The sequence below is a fragment of the Immundisolibacter sp. genome, from assembly GCF_050250495.1.
Classification (GTDB): Bacteria; Pseudomonadota; Gammaproteobacteria; order Immundisolibacterales; family Immundisolibacteraceae; genus Immundisolibacter.
Window position 1 is genome coordinate 1 of the sequence record NZ_JBFWOM010000033.1, and the last position, 11,840, is coordinate 11,840.

At 70.1% G+C, this 11,840-nt stretch carries 13 protein-coding genes; 5 read left to right on the plus strand and 8 right to left on the minus strand.

The features are described from left to right. Both AB7F93_RS13485 and pbpG read left to right on the plus strand, forming a co-directional pair. Nucleotides 1–1,472, plus strand: a 1,472-nt coding sequence (locus AB7F93_RS13485; RefSeq protein ID WP_428303427.1) for a DNA gyrase subunit A, incomplete at its 5' end; no start/stop codon positions are given. Between the two features lie 134 nt (nt 1,473–1,606). Next, nucleotides 1,607–2,473 (plus strand): D-alanyl-D-alanine endopeptidase, encoded by an 867-nt coding sequence (gene pbpG, locus AB7F93_RS13490; RefSeq protein ID WP_428303428.1) that lies wholly within the window; start codon nt 1,607–1,609, stop codon nt 2,471–2,473. Between the two features lie 21 nt (nt 2,474–2,494). Here the strand turns inward: pbpG and gmk are convergent, their stop codons facing one another. Beyond that, nucleotides 2,495–3,115 carry a guanylate kinase gene (gene gmk / locus AB7F93_RS13495; RefSeq protein WP_428303429.1) on the minus strand — a complete coding sequence of 207 codons (621 nt, stop codon included), beginning with the start codon at nt 3,113–3,115 and terminating at the stop codon, nt 2,495–2,497. A 338-nt stretch (nt 3,116–3,453) separates the two neighbouring features. On the opposite strand from gmk, the gene ampD reads away from it, so the two are divergent. Together ampD and AB7F93_RS13505 are read left to right on the plus strand one after the other, a co-directional pair. After that, complete coding sequence (ampD, locus tag AB7F93_RS13500; RefSeq protein WP_428303438.1) at nt 3,454–4,002, plus strand: 1,6-anhydro-N-acetylmuramyl-L-alanine amidase AmpD; 549 nt, start codon at nt 3,454–3,456, stop codon at nt 4,000–4,002. Between the two features lie 157 nt (nt 4,003–4,159). Further along, nucleotides 4,160–4,765 carry a histidine phosphatase family protein gene (locus tag AB7F93_RS13505; protein WP_428303430.1) on the plus strand — a complete coding sequence of 202 codons (606 nt, stop codon included), beginning with the start codon at nt 4,160–4,162 and terminating at the stop codon, nt 4,763–4,765. A 7-nt stretch (nt 4,766–4,772) separates the two neighbouring features. Here AB7F93_RS13505 and AB7F93_RS13510 read toward each other — a convergent pair whose 3' ends face one another. The 7 genes from AB7F93_RS13510 to AB7F93_RS13540 form a co-directional block, all read right to left on the minus strand. Then, on the minus strand, nt 4,773–6,887 hold the full coding sequence (locus AB7F93_RS13510; RefSeq protein WP_428303431.1) for a molybdopterin cofactor-binding domain-containing protein: 2,115 nt from the start codon (nt 6,885–6,887) through the stop codon (nt 4,773–4,775). A 1-nt stretch (nt 6,888) separates the two neighbouring features. After that, on the minus strand, nt 6,889–7,350 hold the full coding sequence (locus AB7F93_RS13515; protein WP_428303432.1) for a (2Fe-2S)-binding protein: 462 nt from the start codon (nt 7,348–7,350) through the stop codon (nt 6,889–6,891). 81 nt (nt 7,351–7,431) lie between these two features. Further along, nucleotides 7,432–7,860 carry an SRPBCC family protein gene (locus tag AB7F93_RS13520; RefSeq protein ID WP_428303433.1) on the minus strand — a complete coding sequence of 143 codons (429 nt, stop codon included), beginning with the start codon at nt 7,858–7,860 and terminating at the stop codon, nt 7,432–7,434. A 54-nt stretch (nt 7,861–7,914) separates the two neighbouring features. Next, nucleotides 7,915–8,403 carry a flavin reductase family protein gene (locus AB7F93_RS13525; protein WP_428303434.1) on the minus strand — a complete coding sequence of 163 codons (489 nt, stop codon included), beginning with the start codon at nt 8,401–8,403 and terminating at the stop codon, nt 7,915–7,917. Nucleotides 8,404–8,432: 29 nt separating this feature from the next. Further along, nucleotides 8,433–9,485 carry an ABC transporter substrate-binding protein gene (locus tag AB7F93_RS13530; RefSeq protein WP_428303435.1) on the minus strand — a complete coding sequence of 351 codons (1,053 nt, stop codon included), beginning with the start codon at nt 9,483–9,485 and terminating at the stop codon, nt 8,433–8,435. A 27-nt stretch (nt 9,486–9,512) separates the two neighbouring features. Then, nucleotides 9,513–10,658, minus strand: a complete 1,146-nt coding sequence (locus AB7F93_RS13535; RefSeq protein ID WP_428303436.1) for a hypothetical protein — start codon at nt 10,656–10,658, stop codon at nt 9,513–9,515. A gap of 93 nt (nt 10,659–10,751) precedes the next feature. Continuing rightward, a complete protein-coding gene (locus AB7F93_RS13540) occupies nt 10,752–11,558 on the minus strand; it encodes an inositol monophosphatase family protein (RefSeq protein ID WP_428303437.1) in 807 nt (268 codons plus the stop codon). Nucleotides 11,559–11,662: 104 nt separating this feature from the next. On the opposite strand from AB7F93_RS13540, the gene AB7F93_RS13545 reads away from it, so the two are divergent. Beyond that, nucleotides 11,663–11,840: TrmH family RNA methyltransferase (locus AB7F93_RS13545; protein ID WP_428303439.1), on the plus strand; the 178-nt coding region annotated here is incomplete at its 3' end.

The window sequence follows — 11,840 nt, forward strand, 5'->3', positions numbered from 1 at the left end:
CGACCACCCTGCCGTACCAGGTGTCCGGCGCGCGCGTGCTGGAGCAGATCGCCGCCCAGATGCAGGCCAAGAAGCTGCCCTGGCTGGAGGACCTGCGCGACGAGTCCGACCACGAGAACCCGACCCGCCTGGTGCTGGTGCCGCGCAGCAAGCGCATCGACGTCGAGGCCCTGATGGGGCATCTGTTCGCCACCACGGAGCTTGAAAAAAGCTACCGCGTGAACCTGAACTGCATTGGTCTGGACGGCCGGCCGGGCGTGCGCGACCTGCGCGGGCTGCTCAGCGAGTGGCTGGAATTTCGCACCGTCACCGTGCGCCGGCGCCTGCAGCACCGCCTCACGCGCGTGCAGGACCGCCTGCACATCCTGGAAGGCCTGCTGATCGCGTTCCTCAACATCGACGAGGTGATCGCCATCATCCGCTTCGAGGACCGCCCGAAGGCGGTGCTGATGGAGCGCTTCAGCCTCACCGACACGCAGGCCGAGGCGATCCTCGAACTCAAGCTGCGGCACATCGCGCGCCTGGAAGAAACGCGCCTGCGCGGCGAGCACGACGAGCTCGCCGCCGAGCGCGACCGGCTCGAAGCGACGCTCGGTTCCGACCAGCGCCTGCGCAAGCTGATCCGCGGCGAGATCGAGGCCGATGCCGAGAAATATGGCGACGCGCGGCGGTGTCTGCTGGTCGAGCGCGGCGCCGCCCGCGCGCTGGCGGAGGCCGATCTCACGCCGAGCGAGCCCGTCACCGTGGTGCTGTCCGCGCACGGCTGGGTGCGGCTGGCCAAGGGCGGCGATGTGGATGCCGAGGCGCTAGGTTATCGATCCGGGGACAAGTTCGAGGCCGCCGCCCGCGGCCGCAGCAACCAGCAGGCGGTGTTCCTCGACTCCACCGGTCGCGCCTACGCGCTGCCGGCGCACACGCTGCCCTCGGCGCGCGGCCACGGCGAGCCGCTGTCCGGCCGCCTCACACTGGAGCCCGGCGCGCGCATGCTGCACGTGCTGCTCGGCGAGCCCGAGCAGCGGCATCTGATCGCGAGCGATGCCGGTTATGGCTTCGTCACGCCGCTCGAATCGCTCATCTCGCGCCAGCGCGCCGGCAAGGCGCTGCTCACGCTGCCGGACGGCGCGCTGCCGCTGGCGCCACTGCCGCTGCCGCCTGATGAGGGACTGCGCCTCGCCTGCGTCAGCACCGCCGGGCGGCTGCTGGTGTTCCCGGCCGCCGAACTGCCCGAGCTGCCGCGCGGCAAGGGCGTGAAGCTGCTCGGCATCCCCGGCAAGCTGATCGCAAGCGGCGAGGAAAAGCTCCAGTGCGTGCTGCCGCTGCCGGCGGGCGCGGCGCTCAAGGTGTTGGCAGGTGGGCGGCACCTGACCCTGCGTGGCGCCGATCTCGAAGGCTACGCTGGCAACCGTGCGGATCGCGGCAAGCCGCTGCCGCGGGGCTTTGCCCGCGTGCGCGGGCTCGAAACTGACTTATAGCTCGGCCGCAAACGGCCGATAACACTGGTGTTCGGCGCGAAAATGGCGATACTGTGCGCGCCCCACGCCGCTCCAGGCATGCGCGGCACCGTCGCCCGTACGGGCCATACCAGCACCCACCGCAAGGGAGAACGATGCGGCTTTCCACGGTCCTGCACGTAGTTGCCGGCCTGCTGTTCGCGGGCCATGTCGCCACCGTCCAGGCCGCGCCGCCGCGCGCCCACCAGTCAGCCCCCGCCGTCGATATTCGCTCGCGCGCGGCCATGATCATGCGCGCCGACACGGGCGAGGTGCTGTACGCCAAGAACGCCGACCAGACGCTGCCGATCGCGTCCATCACCAAGCTGATGACGGCCATGGTGGTGCTCGATGCCGGCCAGGCCATGAACCAGACGCTGTCCATCACCGACGCCGAGCGGGACCGGCTGCGCGGCACCAGTTCGCGCCTGGCCATCGGCACGCGGCTGACGCGCAGCGACCTGCTGCGTCTGGCGCTGATGTCGTCCGAGAATCGCGCCGCGGCCGCGCTGCTGCGCAACTACCCGGGCGGCAAGGCAGCCGGTGTGGCGGCCATGAACCGCAAGGCCCGCGCGCTCGGCATGACGCGCACGCAGTTTGTCGAGGGCACCGGGCTGTCCGGCGCCAACCGCTCCACGCCGAAGGATCTCGCGCGCCTGGTGCGCGCGGCAGCCCGCTACCAGACCATCCGCGCCTACTCGACCACGCCGGAGTACAGCGTCATGGTCGGCCGCTACCGCACCCAGTACCGCAACACCAACCCGCTGGTGCGAAACCCCGCCTGGACCATCGCCGTCACCAAGACCGGCTATCTGAACGAGGCCGGCCGGTGCCTGGTGATGCAGACCACGGTCAGCGGCAAGCCGGTGGTGATGGTGCTGATGAACTCCTGGGGCACGCTCACCCGCGTGGGCGACGCCGGGCGCGCCAAGCGCTGGCTGGAAGCCCGGGCACGGCCGACGCAGCTCGCCCGTCAGCCCTGACGCGGGCTCGACCCACGACCCTTACGGCGCAACCAGCTCCGGCAAGTTCGCGACCAGCCAATGGCGCTGGTGATCGCGCGTCAGTGTTGCCGCTTGGGTAACCGCGACCAGATCGTCGAGCGCGCGCTCGAACTCGTCGTTCACCACCAGGTAGTCGAACTCCGGCCAGTGGCCGAGTTCGGCCAGCGCGTCGCGCATGCGCCGCTCGATGATCGCCTCGTCATCGCCGCGTCCACCGAGCCGCGCGCGTAGCGTCGCCACCGACGGCGGCAGCACCATCACCGTCACGCAACCCGGCAATTTCTCGCGCGCCTGCCGGGCGCCCTGCCAGTCAATTTCGAGCACCACCGAGTGCCCGGCGGCGAGCGTCTGCGCCACCGCCGGCGCGGCGGTGCCGTAGTGGTGGTCGAACACCCGCGCCGACTCCAGAAACTCGCCGGCCGCCTGCATGGCGGCGAAGCGCTCCGCGCTCACGAAGTGGTACGCCACGCCGTCCTGCTCGCCCGGCCGCGGTGCGCGCGTGGTGTACGACACGGATAGCGTGAGTGCCGGGCAGCGCGCCACCAACGCCCGCACCAGGCTGGTCTTGCCGACCCCTGACGGGCCACAGACGACAAACAGTAGACCAGCGTTGTCAGGCATGGAGATGGCGCCGGGCCGGGTCACATTGGGGGCAGGTGCAAATTATCCACCCGGTCGGGCACAGCGCGAGCGAGCTGTGGGAGCGGCGCCCCCGCCGCGAATCTTCGACCTGGCATTCGGCCCGAGGGCGGACCTCGCACATCTCAACCTTGGCCATTCGGCGCGCCCCCGGCGCCGCGCACAGATCTGGCCCCCGAGTTTTCACGCCTCGCCGTGGTGCTCGGCCTGTGGCCGCCAGTCCGTTTTGACGAAACAATACGCACCGCCGCGCACCGACCGCCCTGGCCCGAGCCTTCGCCGTGACCGTCCCCAGCCTGCCTGCCGCTTGCGAGTTCCGTATCGACCTTGAAACCGGCCTGGCGCAGGGCGCAGCCTACCTGCCCTCTCCGCACTGCGACAATCGCCCCGCGGGCATGGCGATCGAGCTGCTGGTAATCCACGCCATCAGCCTGCCGGCCGGCGAGTACGGCGGCCCGGACGTGGCGGCGCTGTTCTGCGGCACGCTCGACTGCCGGGCGCGCGCCGACTACGCGGATCTGGCGGGCCTGCGCGTGTCGGCGCACTTTTTCATCCGCCGCGAGGGACAAATCGTGCAGTTCGTACCGGTACACCGGCGCGCCTGGCATGCCGGCGTGTCGCGCCTTGCCGGGCGCGAGCGCTGCAACGACTTTTCGGTCGGCATCGAGCTCGAAGGCTGCGATGACGACGTCTTCACCGCCGCGCAGTACGCGGCGCTGTCGTCGCTGACACGCGCGCTGCGCGCGGCGTTTCCGGCCATCGGCGCCGAGGCCATCGTCGGCCACAGCGAGATCGCGCCCGGCCGCAAGACCGACCCCGGCCCACACTTCGACTGGGCGCGCTACCGCGCCGCGATCAGTCTGCGCTGATGCTATCAGCGCAGACCGCGCGGGGCAGGACGCCCCAGCGTGAAACGAGGGCGCACGCCCTTGTTTCACGGAGCGCAGTGCGGGCATGCACCGCGCTGCGGCGAGCTGAAAAAGTCCAAGGATGGACGTTTTCAGCAGTAACGAAACAGGAATGCTGATGGACCAACCGACCACGCTCATCGACCTGCTGCGCCACGGCGAGCCCGAGGGCGGCTCGCGCTTTCGCGGCACGGTCGACGATCCGCTGTCGGCCGCCGGCTGGGCACAGCTCGCCGCCGCAACGGCCGACCAGCAGTGGGACCGGATCGTCTGCTCGCCGCTGCGCCGCTGCCGCGAATTTGCGCAGGCGCTCGCCGCCGAGCGCGGCCTTGAATGCCGCGTGGAGCCCGATTTTCGCGAGATCAGCTTCGGTCTATGGGAAGGGCTCACCGCGCCACAGGTACAGGCCGAGTACGGCGCCGCGCTCACGCAGTTCTGGCAGGACCCGGTGGCCTTCCCGCCACCGCAGGGCGAGCCGATAGCAGCGTTCCACGAGCGCGTCGACGCCGCCTGGCAACGTCTGCTGGCGGACACGCAGGGCCGGCGCGTGCTGCTGGTGGCGCACGGCGGCGTCATCGCCATGGTGCTGCGCGGCGTGCTCGGCATGCCGCTCAGCCACGCTTGGCGGGTGCGTCTCGGTTACGCCGGGCGGGCGCGGCTGCGCCTGGACCACACCGAGCACGGCACGCTCGCGGCGCTGGTCGGCCTCACGCCGGGGACGTAGGCGGCTCTCAAGCGAGCCGCAGCGGCAGCGACCGCAGGCGCTGACCGGTCAACGCGAACAGCGCATTCGCGAGCGCCGGCGCCAGCGGCGGCACGCCGGGCTCGCCGGTACCGCCGGGCGGCGCGTCGCTCGCCACGATGTGGACTTCCACCTGCGGCATGGCGTCGAGGCGCAGCAGCGGGTAGCTGTCGAAGTTGCCGATGTGCGCCGCGCCGTCCGCCATCGGTACCTCGCCGTGCAGCGCAGCGGTCAGCCCGTACACGATGCCGCCTTCCATTTGCGCGACCACCTGGTCTGGGTTCACGTGCCGGCCGCAGTCGATGGCGCACACCACGCGGCGCACGCGCGGGGCGCCGCCCGTCAGTTCGACTTCCACCACCTGCGCCACGTAGCTGCCGTAGCTCATGTGCACGGCCAGACCCCGGGCGCGGCCCTCGGGCAACGGCTCGCCCCAACCGGCGCGCTCGGCGGCCAGATCCAGCACGCCGCGGTGGCGCGGCTGGCCCTCTAACAAGCGGCGCCGGAAGGCGAGCGGATCGGCGCCCGCGGCGTGCGCCAGCTCGTCCACGAAGGACTCGACCACGAAGGCATTGCCGGAGCTGCCAACCGAGCGCCAGTAGCCGACCGGCACGCCCACGTCCACCAGCGCGCAGTCGAGCGCCACGTTGGGGATGGCGTACGGCAACTCGCGCACGCCCTCCACCACGGTGCGGTCGATGCCGCCTTCGATCTTGTCTGGCCGCAGGCGGCTCTGGATGCTGGGACTCGCGATGCGGTGCTGCCAGACGGTCGGCGTGTTGTCCGCGAGCGCCGCGCGCAGGCGGTGCACGGCGGCCGGCCGGTAGAAGTCATGCGTGAGGTCGTCCTCGCGCGACCAGATGACCTTCACCGGGGCGTTCACCGCCCGCGACAGCGCCACCGCGTCCAGAACGAAATCGACCTCGAAGCGGCGCCCGAAGCCACCGCCCAGATACGTGGTGTGCACCGCCACCCTCTCGCGCGGGATGCCGAGCAGCGCCGCCGCCGCGTCGCGGGCGCGCGTCTGGCCCTGCGTCGGTGCCCAGATGTCGCAGCGCCCGTCGTGCACGTGGGCGGTGGCGTTCATCGGCTCCATGCAGGCGTGGGCCAGGAACGGCAGCCGGTAGGTGGCATCGAGCGTCTTGCCGGCCGCCGCGAGCGCGGCGTCCACGTCGCCGTCCCGTCGCGCCGGGCTGCCGGGCTGGTCCAGCTCCGCGTCGAGCGCCCGGGCAATGCCGGCGTCGTCGAGCGCCAGCGCCGCCGGCCGCCAGCGCGGGCTGACCTTCTGCGCCGCACGGCGCGCCTGCCAGTAGCCGTCGGCGATCACGCCGACGCCGGAGTCGATGGCGACGATGGCGCGCACGCCGGGCAGTTTCTCGGCGGCGCTTGCGTCGAAACTGTCGAGCGCACCACCGAACTGCGGCGCCCGCAGCACCACCGCCGTCAGCAGCCCAGGCAGGGACACGTCGATGCCGAACTGCGCCTGCCCGGTGACCTTGGCCAGGTTGTCGACGCGCGGGGTGGGTTTGCCGATGTAGCGGTAGTCCGCCGGCGACCGACGCGGCGGGTTTTCCGGCACCGGCAGGCTCGCCGCGAGCGTCGCGAGCTCACCGTAGCCGAGGCTCTGCCCAGCCGGGCCGAGCACCCGGCCCGGCGTCGTTCGGCAGTCGACGGGGTCGAGCTTCCAGGTCCGCGCGGCAGCCGCGATCAGCATTGCCCGCGCCGTCGCGCCGGCCTGCGCCAGCGCGTCCCAGGAGTACCGAACACTCGTACTGCCGCCGGTGCCCATCGAGCCCATGTCGAGGTAATAGGCCGGATCTTCGTCCGCCATCTTGAGGCGCACGGCGGCGACATCGACGTCGAGTTCGTCGGCCAGGATGGCGGCAAGACCGGTGTGCGTGCCCTGCCCCATCTCGGACTTGTGCAGCGTGAGCGTGACGGCGCCGTCCGGCGCCACGCGCACGAAGGCGTTCGGCACGAACGCCGGTTCGCGCTGCTCTTCCTGCTCTTTGGCTGCGAGCGCTGGCAGGCGCAGCGCAAGACACAGCCCCCCGGCGACGCTCGCGCCGCCCACCACAAACTCCCGCCGGCTGAGGCTGACCATGTCACGCCTCCCGCGCCAGCGCCGCGGCGCGCGCCACGGCCTGGCGGATGCGCAGATAGGTGCCGCAGCGGCACAGGTTGCCGCGAAGCGCAGCGTCGATGGCGGCCTCATCCGGCTGCGGCGTGCGCGCCAGCAGCGCCGCGGCGGCCATGATCTGCCCCGACTGGCAGTAGCCGCACTGCACCACGTTCAGGTCCATCCAGGCGCGCTGCACCGGATGGCTGCCGTCGGCGGGCAGGCCCTCGATAGTAGTGATCTCGCGCTGGCCAACCGCCGCGAGCGGTGTCAGGCACGCCGCCGCCGGCTGGCCGTCCAGATGCACCAGGCAGGCCAGGCACTGCCCGACGCCACAGCCGAACTTGCTGCCCGTGAGGCCGAGATCCTCGCGCAGCACCCACAGCAGGGGCTTGTCGCGATCGGCGTCGACCTCGACGGTCTTGCCGTTGATGCGAAGCGTGATCATGGGCTCACTCCCGTGCGCGTGGGTGGCCAGAACAACGCAGTGGAAGCTCGACGCTGACTGGCCGAGCCGCAGACGTTCGCCCTATCTGCTGCCTTCGAGCACCGCCTTGGCGCCGGCAAGTCCGCCGCGGTAGACCTCGCCGATGAAGGCAACCGCGTCCACCGGCGCGCCGGCAATCGGCGTGAAACTTGCCGTCCAGGTGATGCGCGCGCCGCTGCCGGCGGGCGTGACGGCGATGCGCGAGCGGTAATCGGTGCACGGCAGTGCGCCCGCGATGGCCACATACTCATAGCTGCGGCCGGCCTCGTCGCGCGCCTCCTGGCGCTCGGTGAGCTTGTTGCCGTCGGGCATGGTCAGATAGCGCACAGCGCCAATGCCGCTGCCCTCGACCACGCTTTCGGTCACCGCCGGAAACCAGCCGACCAGGCCGGCAAAGTCGCCGACCAGCGCCCAAGTCTGGTCCGGCGTGGCGTCCACGTCGATGGTTTCGGTCACGTTCGGCTCGGTCATGGCTCCTCCTCCTGTTGTTGGATACGCCGAATCAGTCGGCGCTCTCCGCCCGACTCAGGCCGGCAGGGTCTTGTAGCCGCTGCGGAAGTACAGCAGCGGCGGCAGTTCCTCGCCCACCGCCGCCTGCTTGATCTCGCCGACCAGGATGACGTGATCGCCGCCGTCGAACTCGGCGTGCAGCACGCAATCCATGTAACCGATGCCGCCTTCGATGATGGGTGCACCGGTGACGCCCGGCCGGGTCGGCACGGCGTCCATCTTCTCCGAGCCGCCCTTTTTCGCCAGCGCGTTCGAGATGTCCTGCTGATTCTCGGCCAGGATGTTGATGCTGAACGCGCCGGCCGCCTGGATGATCTTCAGCGACTCCGAGCCGCGCACCACCGAGAACAGCGCCAGCGGCGGGTCGAGCGACAGCGAGCTGAACGAGTTGACGGTGATGCCGTAGCGGTGGCCGTCGGCGTCGCTGGCGCACACGGCGGTGACCCCGGTGCAGAACTGGCCGAACACCTGGCGCAGGGCCTTGGGGTCTAGCGGGCTGGTCATGCTGGCTCCTTGCGGTGTGGCGGTGATGGTCAGTCGATCCAGGCGATGCCTTCGGCGGCGTAGGCCTCGCGCAGCAGGTCGGCGGCCATCCAGTCCTTGGTCGAGAAGTTCTGCTCGATGAAGCCGTGCGCGTGCAGGAAGCTTTTCATGATTTCCAGCGTCTCGATGAGCCGCATGCTGAGTTCGGGCTTGAGCTTCTGGTGCAGGTCCGGCGTGTAGTAGGTCTCGATGTCGGCCGGGGTCACGCCGGTTTCAAGCGCCAGTGCCGCGGTGGCGGCGGTCTTGTTTTCCGGCTGCGCGGCCCAGGTCGCGGCCTTCAGCAGCGTGCGCGCGTAGCGCACCACCGCGTCCGGGCGCTCGCGCACCAGCGAGTTGCTGACCGTCAGCAGGCGCGGGGTGGCGTTGTTGACCTTGGCCCACAGGGGCTTGGCGTCGATCAGGTTGAACAGCATGCGGATGCCGCCGCCGGACTCGCGCTGCATGGCGGCGATCTCGCCGCCCTTGGCGAAGAAGGCGTCCACCTTGCCCTCCAGCAGCGCGTGCATCTGGCAGTTGTAGTAGGAGGGAATCTGCCGCGCCTGCGCATCGGCAAAGCCGGGGTTCAGCAACTGATAGTGATCGCCGGTCTCGACCACGTCCGTGAACACGGCGTCGCCCTCGCGCATGCCGTGCAGTTCGAGCGCCGACACGAACGCCTTCTTGGCCGCGAAGCGGAAGAAATTCATGATCAGCTTCGGCCAGACGGGTAGAGCAAGGCGCTTGCCGGCCAGATCCCGCACCGAGTGGATCGGGTCGTCCGCGCGCACGAAAAGGCCGAGCGTCTCCTCGACGAAGCTGATGCCGAGCAGCGACGTGTCGGCGCCGCGCGAACGCGCCCACACCGGTGGCGAGCCGCCGCCCTCGCGGAACGAGTCCTCCAGCGTGTGCGCGAAGTGCGTGTCGGACTTCTCGCGGCCGAGTTCCTTGATGTTGTGCACCTCGCAGTCGGTGCCGGCGAACTCGCTGTCGAACAGCTTGCGTTGGTAGGCGATGCCGGAGGCGGTCGGCACAGGGCAACGGGTGTACCAGATGGTGCGGGACATGGGTTTTCCTTGCGTGTTGAGGGCGGCTCAGACGCCGATTTCAAGCTCGTGGTGGAAGGCGAAGTCCGGATCGCCGAGCGCGCGCGCCTTGTCGCGGATGTCCGGCCGGTCCAGGAACACGAACCGGCCCTGATCCCAGAGCTTTTCGCCGTCAAACGTGATGGTCGGATCGACCACCGGGATCGACATCTCGCCCGGCTGCACGGCGCCGATGGTGTGGAAGTGCACGATGCGCGGGTTGGCGTGGACCATGTACATCCACTGATCCAAGCCCTGCTCCGGGCCGGCCGTGACGGCGCAGCGCGGGTTGATGCCGGCGTGCCAGGAGTTGACCAGGTACGGCTCCTTGCCCATCTCGCCGCCGCATTTCTCCATGTACGCGCGCAGTTGGGAAATGGCCGCCGCGTCGCCATCGAAGCCCGTGATGCGGCCGTTGTCGATCGCGATCAGCACCGGGCTTGGCAGGGCAATGCCGTTCGGCTCGAACACGTGGATGCCGGACGGCGTCAGCCACCGCACGGCGAGCCGACCGCTGGCCTGCATGCTGTCGAACACCTGGCACACGCCGAGCGGAAACGTGCGCAGCGTGAAGCCGTCGCCGGTGGCCTTGGCGTCGGACTTGGCCGGTTTATCGGCCTTGGGCGACTGGCCGGGCTGCGGGATCGGCCCGCCGAAATCACTGCCGAGCGGACAGGTGATGCGCCAGGACTTCGCCATGCCAAGGCGCGGGCCGAGGTTCTTCAGCACCTCCAGCCACACCTTGTAGGGTACTTGCGCAAACGGCGAGCCGAGCTGGTCCCAGGTCTGCAAGAAGTTCAGCATCTTCATGCCGCGGCCGTTGAACGGCACCATGCGCAGCACGCCCGCGATCATGTGGTTGAAGATGGTCACGTCCGGGGACTCGAAGGCCTTGACCACCGACGGCGGCATGTCCTCGGGGCCCTTGACGGTATCGGTCCACATCACGTGCACGCGCCCGCCGAGCTTGCGCGCCTCGTCGGCGATGATGTCGACGGCAGCCGGCTCGGTGATGCCGTTCTCGTTCAGGATCAGCACCTCGTCGCCGGCCTTCATGTCGCAGCCGTCGATCAGCATGTTGCGCGCGCCGCGGCGCACGTCGTCCTCGGAATAACGGTGATTGGCGCTCGCCGGCAGGCGTTCCACGGTACCCATGGCGGCATTCCTCCTCGGTTCTTTATCTGTGGGGCGGGACGGCCGCATGGTAGGCCGCCACCCGGGGCTTGGCAACGCGACGGAACGCGTCAATCAGGCCGGCAAATCGGCGCCCAGATGCGGCTTGATCGTGTCCAGCAGCGCCTGGTGCACGCGCAGTGTGCCGCCGACCACGTTGCCGGTTTTCATGGCCCGCTCGCCGCCGCGGATGTCGGTGACCACACCACCCGCCTCGCGGATCAACAGCACGCCGGCGGCGATATCCCACGGTTGCAGACCGAGTTCCCAGAAACCGTCGAAACGGCCCGCCGCCACGTAGGCGAGATCAAGCGCCGCCGAGCCCGCACGGCGCACCGCGCAGCCGGCCCGCGACACGGCCTTGAAGGTCTCGGTGTAGGCGTCGAGGTGCTGGTGGGACTTGAACGGAAAGCCGGTGCCGACCACCGCCCCCGGCAGCCGGGTCTGCGCGCTCACGCGCAGGCGGCGGTCGTTCAGGCGCGCGCCCTTGCCGCGCTCGGCCACGAACAGCTCGTCGCGGCCCGGGTCGTAGACCACGCCGACTTCGAGCCGGTCCTTGATCTCCAGGCCAATCGACACCGCGTACCACGGCAGGCCGTGCAGGTAATTGGTGGTGCCGTCGAGCGGGTCGATGATCCAGCGCGCGCCGTGGCTGCCGACGTCGCCCTGCGCGCCGCCCTCCTCGCCCAGGATGGCGTGATCCGGGTAGGCGCGGCGGATGATCTCGACGATGCGCCGCTCGGCCTCGCGGTCGGCCTCGGACACCAGATCGTTCGGGCCTTTGGTTTCGATCCGCAGTTCATCGAGCCGCTCGCCGGTGCGGAGCAGAAAGTCGCCCGCGGCGCGGGCAGCGCGCACGGCGATGGTGAGCAATGGGGACATGTAAAGAACTCGCTGCGGCAGGGGCCGGCATGGCCAGGTGGCGCGCCGGGCGGCAATTTTAGCGCGCGGCGGTTGCCCTTCATCGCGCGGCTAGAATCCGTGCCATGAATGCACTGTCCCGCGTCCGCATCGTGCTGGTCGGCACTACCCATCCCGGCAACATCGGCGCCGTGGCGCGGGCCATGTGCACCATGGCGCTCACCCGGCTGTACCTGGTGCGCCCGAAGTTCTTTCCGCACGAGGAGGCCAGCGCCCGCGCCGCCGGCGCAGACGCCCTGCTCG

Coding starts and splice junctions, on each gene's coding strand:
- AB7F93_RS13520 (WP_428303433.1), bottom strand. CDS start 7,860: ATGACCGAGCCGAACGTGACCGAAACCATCGACGTGGACGCCACGCCG.
- AB7F93_RS13525 (WP_428303434.1), bottom strand. CDS start 8,403: ATGACCAGCCCGCTAGACCCCAAGGCCCTGCGCCAGGTGTTCGGCCAG.
- AB7F93_RS13530 (WP_428303435.1), bottom strand. CDS start 9,485: ATGTCCCGCACCATCTGGTACACCCGTTGCCCTGTGCCGACCGCCTCC.
- gmk (WP_428303429.1), bottom strand. CDS start 3,115: ATGCCTGACAACGCTGGTCTACTGTTTGTCGTCTGTGGCCCGTCAGGG.
- AB7F93_RS13535 (WP_428303436.1), bottom strand. CDS start 10,658: ATGGGTACCGTGGAACGCCTGCCGGCGAGCGCCAATCACCGTTATTCC.
- pbpG (WP_428303428.1), top strand. CDS start 1,607: ATGCGGCTTTCCACGGTCCTGCACGTAGTTGCCGGCCTGCTGTTCGCG.
- AB7F93_RS13540 (WP_428303437.1), bottom strand. CDS start 11,558: ATGTCCCCATTGCTCACCATCGCCGTGCGCGCTGCCCGCGCCGCGGGC.
- AB7F93_RS13515 (WP_428303432.1), bottom strand. CDS start 7,350: ATGATCACGCTTCGCATCAACGGCAAGACCGTCGAGGTCGACGCCGAT.
- AB7F93_RS13510 (WP_428303431.1), bottom strand. CDS start 6,887: ATGGTCAGCCTCAGCCGGCGGGAGTTTGTGGTGGGCGGCGCGAGCGTC.
- AB7F93_RS13505 (WP_428303430.1), top strand. CDS start 4,160: ATGGACCAACCGACCACGCTCATCGACCTGCTGCGCCACGGCGAGCCC.